The organism is Lysinibacillus sp. FSL K6-0232 (assembly GCF_038008325.1).
Classification (GTDB): Bacteria; Bacillota; Bacilli; order Bacillales_A; family Planococcaceae; genus Lysinibacillus.
The window spans coordinates 803942-823080 of record NZ_JBBOYW010000001.1 but is presented as its reverse complement, the minus strand read 5'-3'; the positions used below and the strand labels follow the sequence as shown (position 1 = coordinate 823080).

General features: G+C 37.0%; 23 protein-coding genes. 7 read left to right on the top strand and 16 right to left on the bottom strand.

The genetic code is table 11. The features are described from left to right. Window position 1 precedes the first annotated feature (1 nt). On the top strand, window positions 2–430 hold the full coding sequence (locus MHB42_RS03800; protein WP_340804470.1) for a GNAT family N-acetyltransferase: 429 nt from the start codon (window positions 2–4) through the stop codon (window positions 428–430). Window positions 431–528: 98 nt separating this feature from the next. Here the strand turns inward: MHB42_RS03800 and MHB42_RS03795 are convergent, their stop codons facing one another. The 6 genes from MHB42_RS03795 to MHB42_RS03770 form a co-directional block, all read right to left on the bottom strand. Continuing rightward, a complete protein-coding gene (locus MHB42_RS03795) occupies window positions 529–777 on the bottom strand; it encodes a stage VI sporulation protein F (RefSeq protein ID WP_340804469.1) in 249 nt (82 codons plus the stop codon). Window positions 778–888: 111 nt separating this feature from the next. Beyond that, entirely contained in the window at window positions 889–1050 is a 162-nt protein-coding gene (locus MHB42_RS03790) for a YjcZ family sporulation protein (protein ID WP_340804468.1), read from the bottom strand. Between the two features lie 65 nt (window positions 1051–1115). Continuing rightward, the gene (gene spoVAE, locus MHB42_RS03785) at window positions 1116–1475 is read right to left on the bottom strand and encodes a stage V sporulation protein AE (protein ID WP_340808524.1); all 360 of its coding nucleotides are present in this window, start codon (window positions 1473–1475) and stop codon (window positions 1116–1118) included. Window positions 1476–1491: 16 nt separating this feature from the next. Then, window positions 1492–2487: a stage V sporulation protein AD gene (locus MHB42_RS03780; protein WP_340804467.1), complete on the bottom strand. Its 996-nt coding sequence runs from the start codon at window positions 2485–2487 to the stop codon at window positions 1492–1494. After that, window positions 2481–2936: a stage V sporulation protein AC gene (gene spoVAC, locus MHB42_RS03775; protein ID WP_340804466.1), complete on the bottom strand. Its 456-nt coding sequence runs from the start codon at window positions 2934–2936 to the stop codon at window positions 2481–2483. Before spoVAC ends, MHB42_RS03780 begins: the two co-directional genes overlap by 7 nt. Further along, window positions 2937–3341 (bottom strand): YhcN/YlaJ family sporulation lipoprotein, encoded by a 405-nt coding sequence (locus MHB42_RS03770; protein ID WP_340804465.1) that lies wholly within the window; start codon window positions 3339–3341, stop codon window positions 2937–2939. Window positions 3342–3475: 134 nt separating this feature from the next. On the opposite strand from MHB42_RS03770, the gene MHB42_RS03765 reads away from it, so the two are divergent. Continuing rightward, window positions 3476–4000: a CotY/CotZ family spore coat protein gene (locus MHB42_RS03765; RefSeq protein ID WP_053993687.1), complete on the top strand. Its 525-nt coding sequence runs from the start codon at window positions 3476–3478 to the stop codon at window positions 3998–4000. A 62-nt stretch (window positions 4001–4062) separates the two neighbouring features. Here the strand turns inward: MHB42_RS03765 and MHB42_RS03760 are convergent, their stop codons facing one another. From MHB42_RS03760 to MHB42_RS03735, 6 genes are all read right to left on the bottom strand, one after another. Next, on the bottom strand, window positions 4063–4458 hold the full coding sequence (locus MHB42_RS03760; protein ID WP_340804464.1) for a hypothetical protein: 396 nt from the start codon (window positions 4456–4458) through the stop codon (window positions 4063–4065). A gap of 53 nt (window positions 4459–4511) precedes the next feature. After that, window positions 4512–5888, bottom strand: coding sequence for a magnesium transporter (mgtE, locus tag MHB42_RS03755; protein WP_340804463.1), 1377 nt, complete (start codon window positions 5886–5888; stop codon window positions 4512–4514). A gap of 397 nt (window positions 5889–6285) precedes the next feature. Continuing rightward, window positions 6286–7224, bottom strand: coding sequence for an RluA family pseudouridine synthase (locus tag MHB42_RS03750; protein WP_340804461.1), 939 nt, complete (start codon window positions 7222–7224; stop codon window positions 6286–6288). Further along, window positions 7199–7993 (bottom strand): NAD kinase, encoded by a 795-nt coding sequence (locus MHB42_RS03745; RefSeq protein WP_340804460.1) that lies wholly within the window; start codon window positions 7991–7993, stop codon window positions 7199–7201. Before MHB42_RS03745 ends, MHB42_RS03750 begins: the two co-directional genes overlap by 26 nt. Further along, window positions 7990–8661, bottom strand: coding sequence for a GTP pyrophosphokinase (locus MHB42_RS03740; RefSeq protein ID WP_340804458.1), 672 nt, complete (start codon window positions 8659–8661; stop codon window positions 7990–7992). Before MHB42_RS03740 ends, MHB42_RS03745 begins: the two co-directional genes overlap by 4 nt. A gap of 53 nt (window positions 8662–8714) precedes the next feature. Continuing rightward, window positions 8715–9098, bottom strand: coding sequence for a UPF0738 family protein (locus MHB42_RS03735; RefSeq protein WP_340804457.1), 384 nt, complete (start codon window positions 9096–9098; stop codon window positions 8715–8717). 127 nt (window positions 9099–9225) lie between these two features. On the opposite strand from MHB42_RS03735, the gene MHB42_RS03730 reads away from it, so the two are divergent. The 4 genes from MHB42_RS03730 to MHB42_RS03715 all read left to right on the top strand — a co-directional run bounded on the left by MHB42_RS03730 (window position 9226) and on the right by MHB42_RS03715 (window position 12068). Then, window positions 9226–9816, top strand: coding sequence for a CYTH domain-containing protein (locus tag MHB42_RS03730; RefSeq protein ID WP_340804456.1), 591 nt, complete (start codon window positions 9226–9228; stop codon window positions 9814–9816). A gap of 38 nt (window positions 9817–9854) precedes the next feature. After that, on the top strand, window positions 9855–10649 hold the full coding sequence (locus tag MHB42_RS03725) for a lytic transglycosylase domain-containing protein (protein WP_340804455.1): 795 nt from the start codon (window positions 9855–9857) through the stop codon (window positions 10647–10649). Between the two features lie 209 nt (window positions 10650–10858). After that, window positions 10859–11266 carry a globin domain-containing protein gene (locus MHB42_RS03720; protein ID WP_340804454.1) on the top strand — a complete coding sequence of 136 codons (408 nt, stop codon included), beginning with the start codon at window positions 10859–10861 and terminating at the stop codon, window positions 11264–11266. Then, complete coding sequence (locus tag MHB42_RS03715) at window positions 11259–12068, top strand: DsbA family protein (protein ID WP_340804453.1); 810 nt, start codon at window positions 11259–11261, stop codon at window positions 12066–12068. Before MHB42_RS03720 ends, MHB42_RS03715 begins: the two co-directional genes overlap by 8 nt. Before the next feature lie 413 nt (window positions 12069–12481). Here MHB42_RS03715 and pepF read toward each other — a convergent pair whose 3' ends face one another. Together pepF and MHB42_RS03705 are read right to left on the bottom strand one after the other, a co-directional pair. Then, window positions 12482–14299 (bottom strand): oligoendopeptidase F, encoded by a 1818-nt coding sequence (gene pepF, locus MHB42_RS03710; protein WP_340804452.1) that lies wholly within the window; start codon window positions 14297–14299, stop codon window positions 12482–12484. Window positions 14300–14350: 51 nt separating this feature from the next. Further along, complete coding sequence (locus MHB42_RS03705; protein ID WP_340804450.1) at window positions 14351–15472, bottom strand: competence protein CoiA; 1122 nt, start codon at window positions 15470–15472, stop codon at window positions 14351–14353. A gap of 283 nt (window positions 15473–15755) precedes the next feature. On the opposite strand from MHB42_RS03705, the gene MHB42_RS03700 reads away from it, so the two are divergent. After that, window positions 15756–17089 (top strand): IS3 family transposase gene (locus MHB42_RS03700; protein ID WP_402896426.1). Its coding sequence is split into 2 segments (ribosomal slippage): window positions 15756–16143 and window positions 16143–17089, totalling 1335 coding nucleotides; the frame shifts between segments, so codons are not numbered across the junction. A 102-nt stretch (window positions 17090–17191) separates the two neighbouring features. Here the strand turns inward: MHB42_RS03700 and mecA are convergent. After that, entirely contained in the window at window positions 17192–17860 is a 669-nt protein-coding gene (gene mecA, locus MHB42_RS03695; protein WP_053993675.1) for an adaptor protein MecA, read from the bottom strand. Between the two features lie 437 nt (window positions 17861–18297). Then, on the bottom strand, window positions 18298–18693 hold the full coding sequence (spxA, locus tag MHB42_RS03690; protein WP_340808523.1) for a transcriptional regulator SpxA: 396 nt from the start codon (window positions 18691–18693) through the stop codon (window positions 18298–18300). Between the last annotated feature and the right edge of the window lie 446 nt (window positions 18694–19139).

The window sequence follows — 19139 nt, the reverse complement described above, 5'->3', positions numbered from 1 at the left end:
ATTGTATAAGGTTAAAATTGTGAAAACAAAGCAAGAGCATGATGATGCATTTGCCATTCGCAAAAAGGTCTTCGTTGAAGAGCAAGGAGTTCCGCTTCATTTAGAATATGATGCAGAGGATGCGGCTGCAACGCATTTTATTATGTATGAGGATGATAAGCCTATTGGAGCAGCACGTTTACGCAGTATTGACAATACTGTAGCAAAAATTGAACGTGTCTGTATTTTACAAGACCAACGCGGTAAAAAGCTTGGCGCTTTAATGATGAAGGAAATGGAGAGCTACGCTATTTCAATGCAGATCAAAACATTAAAGCTTCATGCAGAAAGCTATGCCATCCCATTTTATGAAAAGCTCGGCTATGTAGTAACATCTCCTGAATTTATGGATGCGGGTATCCCACATCGCGCTATGGAGAAAAAAATATAATCAAAGGGTGTTACGACAATGCACACTGCATATCGTAACACCTTTTTTCTAGAGCTTGCCTCGCAACAAGCGGCTTTTCCCTTTAAATATGCCATATGCTACTTCATCATTCTAGTAATTTTATCAAAATCTAGTGATGCACCATCCTGAATAATAGATTGTACTAGTTTATCTTCTAATTCTTGCGTAATTGATCTATTAGAAACTTTCGCTACACGTCGTACAATTTTTCTTACGTGTTTTTCACTTGTAAAATCCGCATGTTGAATCGCATTCGCTAATGCGAAAATTTCATCCATCGATACACCTGTTTTTTGCTCAATTGAATTAAAAAGCGAGCGATGCATGTTTTCCCTCCTATCGTCTAAACTTCAATACATCCTGCCCAAAATATTTTGCAAATGGTGGAGGCTTTAGCTTTTAAAATTAAAGCTAAAGCCGTTATTGTGATGATTCAATTAGATATAAGTAGCGCCAACAATAATTAAAAGGATAAATAGGACAACAATTAAAACAAATGTTGAGCCATAGCCATAGTTGTTATCTCCACCACAATAGCTATTGTTCCACCCACCAACATTATTTCCATACGGTTGTGAGCACCAGCCTTGATATCCCATAAAAGCACCCCTCCCTTCTACAACCTATAATATGTTTTGGTCATAGCAATGGGAGGGGTATTCGTCTAGTCAATATTGCCTTTAGGTTTAAATATTAATGCACCAATAAAGCCAAAGACAATGGCTGCACTGATGCCTGAGCTTGTTACTTCAAACATGCCTGTTAGCACGCCGACAAGCCCATGCTTCTCTGCCTCTGCCACAGCCCCGTGTGTTAAAGAATTGCCAAAGGAAGTAATGGGCACTGTAGCACCTGCTCCAGCGAAGTCAATAAGCGGCTCATATAAGCCCATGCCATCCAGTATAGCGCCTAGTACCACTAATGTACTTAATGTATGCGCTGGCGTTAAATTTCCTACATCCATTAATAATTGCCCTATAACGCAAATAATGCCTCCAACGATAAATGCAAATACAAATGTCATCACCATAGTTTTTGCCTCATTTCATTGTAATTTCAATTGCATGTGCCGTACATGGTATGGTTTCCCCTTGTTGATACGATAATGGTGATAGTAATGCACCTGTCGCCACAAGTAATACACGCTTATAGCTACCTGCTCGCATTTGCTGTAGAACATAACTAAAAAAAACAGCTGCCGAACAGCCTGCTCCACTTGCCCCAGATTGAAATGCTTCATCTTGTCCATAAAATTCAGCACCTGCATCACGTAAAAATGTTAGCTCCTCATTTTTTACACCATTTTCAACGAACATCCCTTTTAACAGCTTTAAGCCTAGCTGCCCTAAGTCACCCGTTAAAATTAAATCATAATGATAAATTTTTTGATTGCGCTGTTGTAAATGATCTTGAATGGTTTGAAAGGCAGCTGGAGCCATTGCTGCCCCCATATGGAATGGATCATCCATGCCATAATCAATGGACTTACCAACTGTTGCCGCTTCTATAGTAGGGTATTCCTCATGATGTTTGCCAATTAACGCATAGCCAGCAGCAGTTACTGTCCATTGTGCTGTTTGGGGCTTTTGTGCACCATAGTTAATCGGATAGCGGAATTGGCGCTCAATCGAGTTATGTTGGCTGGATGCACCAGCGAGTGAAAAATTAGCTGCACCTAGCTCTGTTAGTAAGCATGCAATAATAACGGAGGATACAGAGGTTGCACATGCAGAAAATAAACCGATAAAGGGAATTGCTAAATCTCTAGCAGCAAAATTAGTTGGTGTCATTTGATTGACTAGATCGCCACCCATAAGATAATTAACATCGCTACGTTGGATATCCATTTTTTTCATCGCAAACTCACAAGCCTCTTCAATCATTTTACGATGCCCTTGCTCGTTTGTTTTCATTTGCCAACGTTCATCATCATAGAGAGCATCAAAATACTGACTAAAAATACTACGATTCTCCAATGGACCTGCTACAACCCCACCTGCTAACAGGGATGGCTTCGATTGAAAAACAATTACCATGAAACCACTCCCATCGTCACAAGAATATATTTAATAAGCGCAACAAAAAAAGCTGACACAACACCAAATAACACAACAGATCCTGCTAGCTTAAATAAATTACTACCAACGCCTAATACTAAGCCTTCTGATCGATGTTCAATTGCTGCAGAAATAACAGCATTACCAAAGCCTGTTACTGGCACCGCTGAGCCTGCACCAGCAAATTGACCAATTCTTTTATATAGTCCAAGTCCTGTTAAAAGCATGGCAAAGAATACCATCGTTGCTACAGTTGGGTTGCCCGCTGTTGCTTCTGTAAAATTGAAGAAAATCATATAAAAAAGGGATACAGCTTGTCCAATTGCACAAATAAAGCCACCAACGAAAAATGCCTTTGCGATATTTTTTAAATAAGGTGGCTTTGGTGTAACATATTGCTCCAACTGCTGATATTGCTCTTTTTCCATTTATGTTTCCTCCTTTGCAAGCTTTATTAGTTTTTTAATTTTATCGTTCAGCTTATTATCTTCAATTTGATCCTTTTTTATTTTGTTGGCCTCATAAAAAATTTTATAATCTGCTGACACAAAGACGTCCTTGTTTGGATATTGCTTTTCAAATTTCTTTTGTAATTTTTTCTCCAGCTTAGCCTTTCTCCACTTATCCCATGGTTTAATTTGCACTGCAACAAGCATACTATCGTCATACTGGATAACCGTTGTACGATCCACAAAGTCTTCTTCTTTAATAAGGGCTTCGACTTCTTCCTCATTTTGTGGTGAACCATAGACAATAAATTTTTCTTTTTCAGCACAACCATTTAACAGCATTAAAACGACTAAGAGAGGTAATGTTTTTCCTAGTAGCCTCAAGTTTTACCCTCCTTTTCTTTACAGTTTCACCACAATAAAAAAAACTATTCATACGAAGAACATATACGAAAGCCCGAGTCCAAATTTCAAAAGTACATATTGTAGAAGTAGTAACAAGGAAAGGAGGTGACAATATGGGTTGTGGTAAGCCAACAAATCCTATTGGACCAATCCAATCAGCAGGCTGCGTTTGTGACGTAGTTCGCGCTATTTTAGATATTCAAAATCAAGCGGTGCGAGATGAGTGTTCCCCATGTACAGCTAACTGTTTCTTAGAGCCACTAGGCGGAATTGTAAGTCCCGCTCGCTCTCATGCAGATACACGTGTATTTATGTTAATTACAAAAGATGGTACTCCATTTAAAGCTTTCTTTAATTCTCCAACAGCAGATCCTTGTATTTGTACATCTGTCTTCTTCCGTGTAGAAGATATGTTTGATGAGTGCTGTGCAACTTTACGTGTTTTAGAGCCATTATGTACATTTGACTCTAGCGAAAGTACAGTAGACTTATTAAGCCGTGACGGTTGTTGCGTAAACATGAAAAAAATCTGCAAAGTAGATGACTGGAACTCAACAGATAGCTGTATCACTGTAGATTTATCTTGCTTCTGCGCTGTACAATGTATCGCTGATGTTGACTTAGGGATTTGTGACTAATTTTTTCACCTTTGACACACACACATAAAAAAGTGTACAGCATCCTCTGCTGTACACTTTTTTTACAATGTTGGCAATTTCTTTCCACGCCAAAGTATTTGTTGTATATCTTCAAAATAAATGATTTCCTGTGTTTTTAATTCTAATGATGTCAACATTAAAGAATCCTTTTGGACATCTGAGGCAGTACCCGTTAATTTTCTTCCATCCTTCAAGCAAACTAACAATGGTTGATAGGCTTTTTGACGAAACGGCTTTTCTAAAAATTGAAGCTGCTTTAGCAAGTACGGATCAATTTGTATATCCTCTGCTCGCTCTTCATTCGCCGCCGGGTTATCATATACATGATCCTTTACATAGACAGACGTACTTTCATCCAAATCAAGCTCATGCAACATCTTTGAAATATTTAAGAAGTACGATGGTGATTTTATAAACAAGCGTGGCTCTCGACTCACATTACTCACTTCCCTTTTTTCCATACAATATGCGAAAGCAAGTCATTTGGTTCTTAGCCTATTTGACTTAGGAAAACTGTTGCTAGCCCTAAGTAAATTAAAATACTTGTAATATCATTTAATGTTGTAATAAAAGGACCTGATGCAACGGCTGGGTCAATTTTTAGTCGATGCATTAATAGTGGAATAAATGATCCTGCTAATGTTGCCACTAAAATCGAGCCACAGAGCGCTGCCCCTACTAGCATACCTAAAACAAGTTCATGCTTCCAAAAATAAACGATGCCGATCACAATTAATCCACAGACAACGCCTGACATTAAACCTGTGCCCGCTTCACGAAAAAGCAGCTTAAATTTACTATGCTCTTCAACATCCCCTGTTGCAATTCCTCGTATTGCCACGGCTAATGCTTGTGTGCCGCTATTCCCTGATGTTCCTGAAATCAATGGGATAAATACGGCAAGCAGTGCCACCTTATCTAAGGTATCCTCAAATTGTCCCATTAAATTAGCTGTCAGCATACCTAAAAATAATAACACGACAAGCCAAGGTAAACGCTTCTTAGCTGCTTGTAATGGTGTGACATCAAATTTATCCATATCGGAGATACCGGCTAATTTAGAGTAATCCTCCGAAGCCTCTTCATCAATAACGTCAATGATATCATCGACTGTAATAATACCAAGCAATTCGCCCTGATGATCAATAACAGGTGTTGCTAAGAAATTATAATCTTTCATAATTTGTGCAACTTCTTCTTGGTCATCATCCACATGTACCATAACAACACGTTCATTCATAATGGAACGAATAAGCGTATCCTCATCTGCAATAATTAAATCTCGTAGTGAAACAACGCCTGTTAAACGATGATTTTCATCCACCACAAAAATATAATAAATTGTTTCTGCATCTGGTGCTTCTTTTCGTAAAATCGTCATTGCTGAACGCACAGTTGAATTTTCTGGAATAGCTACATATTCCGTGGTCATAATGGAACCAGCTGTATACTCGCTATAGCTTAACAGCTCATTAATTTCATCTGCTGTTTCCTCATCCATCATTTCCAAATAGCTTTCTCGCTGTGCTAAATCTAATTCATTTAAAACATCTGCTGCATCATCTGCATACATATGAGAAAGCATCTCTGCACCATAGGATGGGTCCATTTCAGCAAGGTATGCTTTATACTCATCATCTTCAATATCGATTGCCTCAAAAATATCAGCCATTTCTGTCGGAGACAAGAACGAATAGATGATCTTCCTTATATCAGGTTCCACCTTTTCATAAAACGTTGCCTGATCATATGGATGAAGCTCTAAAAACTCATCACGGAATGCGTCAATATTATGTGCTTCGAGCATTTCTCGTAAATGTGCCTCGTCAAATTGCACATCATCCTTTTCATTTCTTTCCTCTATCATGCTTGTCCCCTCCTTCCGAGCTTTTAATCATTATTACGGGCAATGCCGTAAATCCACCTTCTATATAATAGAGTGATTATACTTTTTCTGCAAACCCTTTTTATTTTATTATAATCAGTTTCTACAATTTAATTTTCTAGCCAACTATCATTGAAAAATAACATAAATCCTCTATTTTACTATACATTATCTTCATTATTTCTTTGTTAATAGGTCGTTAACTTATCATTGAATAAATTCGAATACAACTATTACCACATAATTAAAATAAACGGGCTTTTCACCTTAAAAATATTTGTATTTCTCACTTATTTAAAGTTATTAAGAACATAGCTGCTTGAAAAATGATAAGGAGATGCCCGTTTGCGCGAACATCTCCTTTATGATGAAGATAACTTTAAATAGAGGATTCCTTTAGCAATGTAAGCATATCTTGATTAAGCATACTTGTAAGCTGCAATGGCTGATTTGTTAATGGGTGCGCCATCTGGAAGGATACACAATGTAGAGCTTGACGGTCAATATAATCACGGCTTCCTCCATAAAGATCATCACCAACAAGTGGATGCCCAAGATAGGACATATGTACACGAATTTGATGTGTACGTCCTGTATGCAATTGAAGGCGTACATATGTCATTGGTTCAGAAGCAAGAACAAAGCGTTTTAATACAGTAACATCTGTATGTGCATATTGCCCATCCTCACATACCTCTCGCTCAATAATGCTCGTTATTTTACGACCTATGGGTGCTATAATGGATTGGCTATCCTGCTCGATATGCCCATGCACAATTGCTTCATATTGCCTTGAAATTTCCCTATTACGCTGTGCAAGCCCTGTTAAATGATGAATATGTGCATGCTTTGCAATACAAAGTAAGCCTGATGTATCACGATCCAGCCTTGTGACAATATGAGCGGTGGATGCTAAGCCTTGCTGCTGAAAATGGCCGCAAACAATATTGGCAATGCTACCAGTTGGATGCTCTCGTGAGGGAATCGTATTTTGATGGGCTGGCTTATCAATCACTAAAATAGCTTCATCCTCATAAACAATGTTTAAATGACCATGCTCAATCGTTAGCCCCTCACTTTTTTCCTCTGGTGGAAAAGTTACTTCCACACAATCGCCCAGCTGAAGAATATATCTAACATTGCGCTCCACACCATTAACGGTTAATAGGCCGCCCTCAAATTTAATAGCTGTTAACGCACGTTTAGAAATACGCCATTCTTGCAATGCCTCTCTTAATAGCTGACCATCCTTTTGGACGATAAACCGCAATGTAAATCTTGTATCCTTCATTTTATTCATTTGCAACAAATGATTCATGCACACGCTCCCAGAATGGGAATGGACGGAAGCGCGCAAAACGTACTTTTTCATTTGCAACATTAAAAGCAATCGCCTTGACATCACCCTGTGTAATTTGCAAATGGTCAACAGTCATATTAAAGTTTTGGTCATTTACTGGGCGCAATACACAATGATGGTGTGCTGGTAAAATTAATGGTGAGCCAACTGTTCGAAACACACGATTATTAATCGATGCAATTTCAGTTACTTGGAGCGCTGCTAATGTTGGATGGATAATGGCTCCACCAAGCGCTTTATTATAGGCTGTACTACCAGAAGGCGTTGACACGCAAAGACCATCTCCTCGGAAACGCTCAAATTGGTTGCCATTTAACTCAACATCCATTACAAGTGTAACATCAGGTGATTTGACAGTAGCTTCATTTAAGGCGAGATACGTATTGGAGGCAGCGTTATGATGCTCTACCTTCACCTCTAATAATGGATACTCCACAACATTAAAGTCCTTTTTTGCAATGGACAGCACTAGCTTTTCTAATTCAGATGGTTTCCAATCCGCATAAAAGCCTAAATGCCCTGTATGGATACCGACAAACGCCACTTGGTCTAATAGATGCAAATAGCGATGAAAGGCATGTAAAAGTGTTCCGTCTCCACCTATTGAAACAACAATTTCTGGTGTTTCCTCATCATACGTTAGACCGAAATCCTGTAAATAGGTTTTAGCTAGCTCTGTTAGTTCATTGGATTGCGCATCTCTACGTGATTGAATCGAAAATTTCATTGTGTGTCACGCTCCTTCTCTGATAGTAAACTAGGATTCGATGCTTCTTTATACTCGCTAAAATAAGCCTGCGCCTCTTGAATTTCACTGCGAATCGATGACATTTCTTCATCCAAACGAAATGCTGCTTCTGCCGCACTTTGTAAACGATTTTTAATTTCCTCTGGAAACATGCCTTTATATTTATAGTTTAAAGAATGCTCAATCGATGCCCAGAAATTCATCGCAAGTGTTCGTATTTGAATTTCAGCTAGCACTACCTTTTTCCCTTGAATCGTTTCAACAGGATATTCAACAATCATATGGTAGGAGCGATAGCCGCTTGGTTTATTATGCGTAATATAATCCCGTTCCTCCACAACGCGCATATCATTGCGTTGACGAATAAGCTCTGTAACAGTCGCAATATCATCAACAAATTGGCACATAATACGAAGCCCAGCAATATCACCAAGCTCATCACCAAGCTGTTTAGATGGCTCAAAGGCTAGTCCCTTTTCTAATGTTTTATCGTATATACTTGCTAAGGGCTTAACACGTCCTGTGACAAACTCAACTGGCGAATTGGTATTGATAATCCCAAACTGCGAACGCATCCCCTTTAGCTTTACTTTTAATTCATCTACTGCCTGTTTATAAGGACTTAAAAAGATTTCCCACTGTCCCATCGCAAAAACCTCCCGACATTCGATATCGAACACCGTCTGTTCGTTATGTCTTTCTATTCAGCAAGAATTGCTCTAAAATGTTGTTCCACTGCTTGGACAAATTCTGCCCCATAATTGAAATTTCCCTCAATATTATACACGAGCATTTCCAATTCTTCGTAGAAATTTGTCAGCTCAATACGTTCTTCCCCTAGTCGCAATATTGGGTTTTCTTTTTTTTGTAAAATATGTACAAGATTTTCCCAACTACTTGGTGGAAAACGCAAGTAATGATAGCCTTCACCTGCATCTAGTAAATAAATAAATGCAAAATCATCTGAATCTGCAATAAGCTGTCCAGCAGGTTTTAACTGTAAATTTCCTTCATTGTCGTTTAAACTAAAATGAAGTTGATCTTGTTCAAAATTCGATGTTTCTATTGTATAAATTTTACGCACATGCGGTTCCCCTTTTCGTTGTACTCTCCCTCTTATTTTAGCACACAGGGTAAATAGTTGCAGTGTGTAAATATTAAATCAAGCAAAACAATGAATGAAAAATAAAAAATAAAAGCGGTGAATATATATGACACAAGAAATTGAAATCGAGTTTAAAAATCTCCTAACAAAACAGCAATATGAGCAACTGTTACAAGCTTTCCATATCAACACAAATACTATCCATCGTCAAATAAATCATTATTTTGATACACCTACTCAAACACTAAAGAATCTACAAAGTGGGCTGCGTATTCGACAAATCAGTCACTATTATGAATGCACCCTTAAGGAAAAAAATGCAGAGCATGCCCATCTTGAAACAACGGATGAATTAACAGCAGAACAGGCGCAAAAAATGCTCAATGGCAAGGGCTTCTACGCACAGGAAGTAGCAAAACGACTAGCGCTTCACAATGTTCCATTAGAGCAATTAGATGTCTTCGGCTCCCTAACAACAGACCGTGTCGAAATTCCTTATAAAGAGGGACTTCTTGTTTTTGATCATTCTTACTATTTGCAGTGCGATGATTATGAGGTAGAATATGAAACAAATGATGCAATAAAAGGAAAGGCAATTTTCGAGGAATTTTTACAACTATATGGCATTCAAAAGCAAGCTACCGCTAAAAAAATTGCCCGCTTTATGAAGGCGCTACAAACACAAAAATCGTTATAATATCGCTCTAATCGTAAAAAAGGAAGGTGACTGACTCCTTGGATATCCAATCATTAAAATCTTTACTTGAAATTCAAGCACTTCAAACACTAGGAGCTACTACAAGTTCATCCACAAACAGTTTAACAAGCAATAATACAATCTTTTCTGACATGATTCAGGAAATACTAGGAGATGCATCGACAGCTAGCAATGCAAAATTATCGAGCTTACTGGCGACAGGTTCAACTAACTATACTGATTTTGCCAATCAGCTAGGGCAACTTGCTGCTTCATCAGATCAAAGCACATTGGAGTCACTGCTTTACAAAGGGTCTAATGCTGTATTTATACCTGAGTCCGTTAAGCAAGCATTAGCTAATCCTGCTACAACTAGCAAGACAGATACAAAGCTTGATTCCTATGTATCTGATCGTGTCATTGGCTCAACAGCCTATGCAAATGCATTGGCAGGAGCCAATCAGTATGCAGCGATTATTGAAAAAGCTGCGGCTACTTATAATGTACCTGCTAAGTTAATTGCAGCTGTTATCAAGCAGGAATCTAATTTTAATCCAACAGTTGTAAGTCGTGCAGGTGCACAGGGCTTAATGCAATTAATGCCGAAAACAGCGCAATATTTAGGTGTAACAAATACCTTTGATCCAGAGCAAAATATTATGGCTGGTGCTAACTATTTACGTCAAATGCTCGATAAATTTAACAACGACCCTACGCTAGCATTAGCTGCCTATAATGCAGGTGCTTCGCGTGTGACAAAATATGGAGGCATTCCACCTTTTAAAGAAACGCAGAATTATGTCAAAAAAGTAATGAATTACTTCACCGTGTAGGCACATTATTATGGTTTTTCCGCAAATTTCACCCTCTGTGGTGAAATTTGTGCGTTTGTAGCGAACAACAATTCGTAAGAGCGCTTTGTTTGTGTAAACGAAAAGACGTTGATAGAATGAAGGTAGTCACAAGAAATTCACATTTTAGTGATGATAAAGTATACAAGCTAATACTTTACGCTATAAAGAATAAAAGGAGCATATAACTTATGAGTCGAAAATACACTGTTCCTTATGAGGAGCTGGGAGCTGAAAAACTGTCAGAACTTATTCATGCTTTCTATAAAAGAGTTGCTCAGCATCCTGATCTTATTCCAATCTTTCCAAAAGATTTAACAGAAACAATTCGTAAACAAATTCAATTTCAAACACAATATTTAGGTGGACCCAATCTTTTTACTGAAGAACATGGGCATCCAATGATGCGTGCACGTCATATGAATTTTCCAATTACACCAGATCGTGCGCAAGCTTGGCTAGAATGTATGTCAGAGGCAATGGATGAGGTGGGCTTAGAAGGAAAGTTCCGCGAAACTTATTACCAACGTTTAGTATTAACAGCTCATCACATGGTTAATACGCCAAATGACGATGAGGGGGAATTGTTACGTGAATAATATTCAAATGCTACAGGAACCAACGCCAACGATTTCTACTGCTAATAAGCCAATTGAATTGTATATTTTCATAGACCCATTATGTCCTGAAGCTTTTAGTATGCAGGCTACTCTTCGCAAACTTCAGCTTGAGTACAATCATTACTTTACATGGCGCTTTGTGTTAAGCACAGAGCTTACTTCTTTAAACTGCCTAAGCAAGCGTGTCAAAGGTTGTATCTCAGGATTAGAGCTTGATATTAACCATCCTGTTTTACCATCCATTGCGATTAAAGCAGCCGAATTACAAGGAAAACGTGCAGGCGCACGCTATTTATCAAAGCTACAAGAATATGTCTTACTCAACTATCAAGATGTCAACTCCTATGCAACACTCTTAAAAATTGCCGAGGATGTCCAGCTTGATATGAACGAGTTTACGGTGGACTTTGGCTCAAAGGAAGCAGCACGAGCCTTTCAATGTGATTTATATATTAAGCGTGAAATGGAAGTTGATGAAGTGCCAAGCATTGTATTTTTCAATGAATGTATTGAAGATGAGGGACTAAAAGTTAGTGGCAGCTATGCCTATGAAATTTACGAACATATTTTACAAGAAATGTTGAGTGAGCAGCTTGTACGTCAGCCATTACCAACGATTGAGGACTTATTTTCTAAATTCCATACACTTTCTACAAATGAAATTGCCTTTATTTATTCATTAACAGAGCAAGCAGCGGAGCGTGAACTAAAGAAACGTATGCTGCAGCAAAAAATTGAACGAATCCAGACAACCCACGCTACATTATGGCGTCTTAAATAATAGTTTATGAGATAACAATAAGCTCACGTGCAAGGTATTGCACTGAGCTTTTTTTATTGTTACAGGATGCTTTTTTCTTGGATAAAAACGAAGAAGCGCCTCTATCCTCGATCGATAGAGACGCTTCTTTTTCACAAAGGGGATGGGAGAAATGTTCACGTTCAAACAAAGGGGTGTATGTTTGTTTTGTGATTTATTTCACAAGAATTACTTTATCACGGAATAATATATATAGCAATGAAACCTATACTAGATTCACAAATTTGTCAAATAGAAAGCGATTTCAAACAGTATTTTTCCAAGATTGATACTTTTAATCCAGCTAAAAATCTAAAAAAATCATTATTAATTTTTCAAAATTATCTAAATAATTATTAAAAAAGCTATAGGAAATTCCCTATAGCCTCGCTCTATTAATTATTCAACAATAATTTTTCTAATTCATTTAAACGCTCTTCAAAGACTTTACATGCATCATCAATTGGCTTGGCAACGTTCATATCAACGCCTGCAGCCTTTAATACTTCAATTGGGAAATCCGAGCAGCCCGCCTTTAAGAAGTTATTAATATAACGTTCTACAGCTGGTGTACCCTCTTCTAAAATTTGTTTACTTAATGCGGTTGCCGCTGATTTGCCTGTTGCATATTGATAAACATAGTAATTGTAATAGAAATGTGGAATACGTGCCCATTCTAAGCCGATTTCCTCATCCACTACAATATCATCACCAAAGTATTTTTTATTTAATTCATAATAAGCCTCCGTTAAACGGTCTGCTGTTAAAGCTTCACCATTGTTATCCATTTGATGAATTAGATGCTCAAACTCTGCAAACATTGTTTGTCTAAACACCGTGCTTCTAAAGCCATCTAGCCAATGATTTAATAAATAAATTTTTTGCTGTGGATCATCAATTGTTTGTAACAAGTAATCATTTAATAGTTCTTCATTACATGTGGATGCCACCTCAGCCACAAAGATGGAATAATCTCCATAAACAAATGGCTGATTGTTTCGTGAATAATAACTATGAACACTATGCCCAAATTCATGTGCCAGTGTAAATAAATTATTCACATTATCTTGCCAGTTCATTAAAATATACGGATTTGTGCCATACGTGCCTGATGAATAGGCTCCACTGCGTTTTCCTTTATTCTCTAGCACATCAACCCAACGATTATCTAGCCCGTTTTGGACAATGCTCTGATACTCCTCGCCTAATGGTGCTAAAGCCTTTACTAAAATATCTTTGGCTTCATCATATGTGACCTTCATTTCCACTTCTTTTACAAGTGGCACAAATAAATCCCACATATGCAATTCGTCAACACCTAATAGCTTTTTACGCAATGAAATATAGCGCTGCATAGCTGGTAAATGCTTATGAATGGTTTCCACTAATTGGTCATAAACATTTTCGGGAATAAAGTTATTAGACATTGCTGCATGACGTGCTGAATCATAATGACGAATCCGTGCACTAACATTATGCTTCTTCACATTGCCCGTAAGTGTTGCTGAGAAAGTATTTTTAAATTTACCATATGTTTCATACATGGCTTTAAATGCACCTTCACGAACAGCACGATCTTTGCTCTCTAAAAATTTAATATAATTGCCGTGTGTTAGCTGTACCTCTTCGTCCTCTTCGTTTTTTACATACGGAAATTCCATATCAGCATTATTTAACATGCTAAAGGTATTGGAAGCTGTACCAGTAACCTCTGCCATTTGCGCTAATAGTGCCTCTTGCTCCGCTGGTAATACATGTGGGCGTGCCATTGTAATTTCTTTTAATGATTGCTTATATAATTGCAGGTCTTGATTTTCTGCTAAATAGCCTGCAATTGTTTCTTCACTTAAAGCTAAAATCTCAGGCGTTAAAAATGATAGGCTAGCTGAAATGCCTGTTGCCAATGTTTGAATACGGCTATTCATATCTTGATAAAAGCTATTTGTTGTATCTTGATCACAACGCATATGTGCATATGTGTAAAGCTTCATTGCACGTTCGTAAATATGGTCACGATATTGTAAAACGGCTAATAATGCCTCTGCCCCATTATTTAAAGTCCCTGCATAGTTAGATGCCTTTTTAGCAAGCTCTGCAACCTCTTTAAATTCTTCTTCCCAAAGTGCATCTGTTGCAAAAATATCCTCTAAGCGCCATGTTAATGCCTCTGGTACTTCATTTCTTAGTAAAACTCGATTACTGCTACTAGCCATAGATGCTAGCCCCCTTTATATGTGCTTTTTTCCTTTTACTCTCATATTTTCTCAGTATATTGTGGCAATTGCAAATAAATGTGCATAAACTTGCTCACAAATATCCGATAAATCTTCTTTATGACCAATATGTTTTAATAATAGACCGTACTGCTGAATAGCCTTTATAGCTCGCTCTGACACCTCAAGCTGATGCTTAGCTAAAAAATGGGCAATTTGATTTTTTGTTAATGCACAGGGCTCTACGCATAATTGCTGACTAAAAGACAGCAGCATTATTTGCCATTCACTGATAAATAAAGGAATAGCAGCTCCCTCTTTTACAGGTATGCCAATCCATAAAGGAAGGTTACTTGGAGAAAGATGCAGCTCATAGCAAGGACGTAAAAAAGGGTCTTGCACACCTTTTCTGCTATGCAGTAGTCGCCCATATGCAAATTGCCTGCAAGCATCTTTATAAAGCCGCCAATACTGTTGAAACTCTTGTTGTGTAATGCATGTAGGTTCATAAAATGGAAAACGTTGCTTAGCTATAGGTAGCTCCTGTACTTTGCCTATAAAAGTATGCCCTTGCACATGGAGAAGATTCGTCCAATAGATAAATTTTGCGGTTTGTGCATTATAGGTGATTAAGTACGGTAAGCCTTCTTGAGTTGGCTGCAATGCTTTTTGCAGTAGTGGGGAAATTTTAAGTTTATGAATGCCATTTATTGTCTGTTTTTCTGAAGGTGTTTGGAAAAGCCAGATTGCCTTAATATGGTGCTTATTATAGCCAGTTGTGCGCTGCTGCCATTTTTCATGAGAGATTGCACTGCATTGAAATTCCACTGCAAAGCGATTGCCCTCAACTGTAATAAGCAAATCTGGACGTTGGGAAAGCTTTTTTAAAAAGGGCTCCAGCTCCACTGTATGCCCAAGCTGCTGTAACCATTCAAATAATTGAATTTTTCCTTGTAAATGCAGCTTAGATTCTCCCTCTGCAAAAAGTTGGTCGCAGTGATTTTTTGTAAGATGGGCAAAATGAGGAATATTATAGTGACCAATTTTAAGCTGAACAGGCTCTAAACATTGTGGACAAAAAAATTTTACTTGTCGCCTATAGCGCTGTAAGGCTTCTCTTGTATAGTGATATGGGAGAAATAGCTGCTGCTGATCTGTATAGGCAATTAGCATCGTACCAGCTCCTTTTTAGCCAACTATAATTGAGGGTAGACGTATAAACAAATAAAAGGAGGTTTTTTCTTGAAATTTTAAAAATACGGCTATTACCATCCATTACGCCCAGCGTAATTGTACCTGACGCTTCGTTTTCGATACAAAAAGAATTTGCCAAACCAAGAATAAAAAAAGGCTGTAGTAAATTAAACTGTACCCTATAAGATAGACACTTTGAAAAAAGTCTATCCTATAGGGTACTTTTGTTTATAATGAGAAAAAAGATGTCGGAGCGGAATAAATGACGAAAAGATTATTTACTAAAAAAGAGCAAGAACAACTAAACTGTAATCCTAATGTCCAGGCTATTAGTGATAAAGCGATTACTTATACCGAGGAATTTAAACGCCATTTTATTGCAGAAAATGAAAAAGGGAAACTTCCAAGAACGATTTTTGAAGAGGCTGGTTTAGATGTTGAACTGATTGGTTTGAAGCGCATTAGTTCAGCGGGAAAGCGTTGGCGTGCAGCTTATCGTACAACTGGAGTAGCTGGTCTACAAGATACGCGTAAAACGAATTCAGGTCGTCCATCAGAACGGGAATTAAGTTTAGAAGAAAAAATTGCACGATTAGAAGCGAAAAATCAATTATTACAAGCGGAGAATGAACTTTTAAAAAAGCTCGATTTACTCGAAAGGCAGATGTTAAAGAAGAAATAACAATCGCAACGGAACTAAAGTTTGAATTAATCAGTAAAACGATTCAAAAATATAAATTAAAACGTTTAGTAAGCTATCTATGTGGAATCATGGGCGTATCACGTTCAGGTTACTATCATTATTTCACAGAGAAATCAATGCAAAAACGTGCAGCAGATGAATTAGCAGATGAAGCAACCAAAGAAATCATCTTAAAAGCGTATCATTTCCGAGGACGTAGAAAAGGTGCACGTCAGATTAAAATGACGTTAGAAAATCAATATGGAATTACATATAACTTAAAACGTATTCGCCGCATTATGAAGAAATTTGAGATGATATGCCCAATTCGAAAAGCGAATCCGGCACGTAGAATGGCCAAAGCAACAAAAGAACATCGTACATGTCCAAATGAATTACAGCGTAACTTTAAACAAGGTGTAGCAGGAAAAGTATTATTAACAGATATCACGTATTTGACGTATGGAAACGGCAAACGTGCTTATTTATCAACGATTAAGGACGCTGAAACAAACGAAATTTTAGCGTATGAAGTATCTGCTTCTTTAAGTATGGATATTGCGCTCAATACTCTTCGTAAATTGAAGCGAAATCACCACCATTTAACGAAAGATGTATTTATTCATTCAGATCAAGGATTCCATTATACGAATCCAAACTTCCAGAAACTTGTGAAGGAAATGGGACTAGGGCAATCGATGTCACGTCGAGGAAACTGTTGGGATAACGCCCCTCAAGAATCATTCTTCGGTCATTTTAAAGATGAAACCAATCTGAAAGCGTGCGAAACATTAGAAGAAGTAAAACGAGAAGTGAAAAGTTATATGATGTATTACAACCATTATCGAGGGCAATGGAACTTGAAAAAGCTGCCGCCTGCAAAATACAGACAACAGCTTCAAAAGGTAGCCTAGCTTTTTTTCAAAATGTCCTTTACAAAGGGTACACTTTAAATCTCAAGGGTAACTTGAGTTCACTACAACCTAAATGCTTGAAAGAATCAGAAACTCCTATGCTTAAGCAAAATATTTTCGAACTGTTTCAAAGCAATTAAATTCCATGATTTTTTCACCATATTCCTCTAAACGATGAATCGTAAAATTGGATGGTGTTAAAAATTCCTTAATCACTGCATTTCGATCATGACGATTTAATTCCTCATCTGCATTGCCGAAATCAACAACTAAATAGTACCAATTTTCATATTTGAATAATGAGGAATCCACTAATTCGTCTGTCATTCGTTTGGCAACAGGGATTAACTCATCAATATCTTTAAATTTATAAACATAAATATCTGTATCCATAAACAACTCTGACTCATCCATATCGCCAAATTGAGTTAGCTGGCTAAGCAAATCCTCTCCAACCTCATCAAATGGCGCAAACATATCTTTGTGTTCATCAAAATTCGAATGACCATCTAATGTTTCACCGTCTTTTAAAATATGTGCACGTGTGACAATGATTTCCAAGCCCACTTCAGATGCATTGATATGAATCCAAATCGGACCTTCTACATCAAAATAATCCTCCGTGTTTACTTCATCAATCATATCCCAAAAAAGTTGCTCACCCTTTGCTCGATTGTACCAAATCTCTTCACGGCTATAGCCGCGATCCTCTATATCATTGTACGTAATAAAGAGCTTGAGTGTATTTTCATTTACACGTTCGATGTCCACTAGACCTCATCTCCCTTCACTGTCATATGTCGAAAAACAGCTTTGTTTCATTAGTATGCTTTTATTCATTAATTTTAACCTTCATACCACAATTGTTTTTCAACCTTTGACCACACTACAATAAAATTACTTGAGGAGCTGTAAATATAAAATTTTTTATTTACAGTTATCCCTATCTCTATTGTATGCTGTTTTGTCATAAAATGAAAAGGATATACACCGTTTCACAGAAGTTATTTGAATTATTGAAATTGTAGTAAACTATTTAACTTAAATCAAGTTTAACATACTTTTACGGAAATATATGACTCTTTCCTATTAATTATTATACTTTATAGAGAAGGATTTACCTAAAGTAAACCATAAAAAAATAGATGTCACAATATGTATTTTACATTTGTAACATCTACTACCTATATTATTCAAAATCGATACGATTAATTCACCATGCGCTGAGCTTCTTGTAATTGATATGCACGAACTTTACGAGGTAAGAAGCGACGAATTTCATCTTCGTTATAGCCAACTTGCAGACGCTTTTCATCCAAAATAATTGGTCGACGTAATAATCCAGGGTATTCCTGAATTAATTCATATAAACGTTGTAATGGTAAGCTTTCAACATCCACGTTTAATTTTTGAAAAATTTTTGAGCGAGTAGAAATAATTTCATCAGTTCCATCTTCTGTCATCCGTAAAATTTTTTTTATTTCACTAATGCTTAGTGGTTCAGAAAATATATTTCGTTCTGTATATGGAATATCATGTTCTTCTAACCATGCTTTTGCTTTACGACAAGAAGTACAACTTGGTGATGTAAATAGCGTTACGATCATTCTGACACATCCTTTCATCTTGTAATCATTATCTATAAACTAGCGTGTTAAATTAGAATTAATGTAATGTAAGATACACAATAACATTATACAGCACTCTGCTGTATTTGAATATAGTTCCAGTAAAAAAAAGACGAATTATATAACTAAATATTCTGTCTATTCATATATTTTCATCTATCTATCTTTTGTGACGTATATGATGACTAATACTAATATTCCCACTTCCAACACATTTTAAACATCTGTTAAACGTACTCTTTTGTTCTCATTTACAAAAAATAAACGAGAATACTGTCAATTCGACGTGTACAGCAACTCGTAATTTTACTAAAAATAATTGTCATTTTAACAAATTTACGCAACAAAAAAAGCATATAATTTTTTCTCGAAAAAAAACACCGCCAAAAGTCTGACTTTACATAATTTAATCTTTATAATAT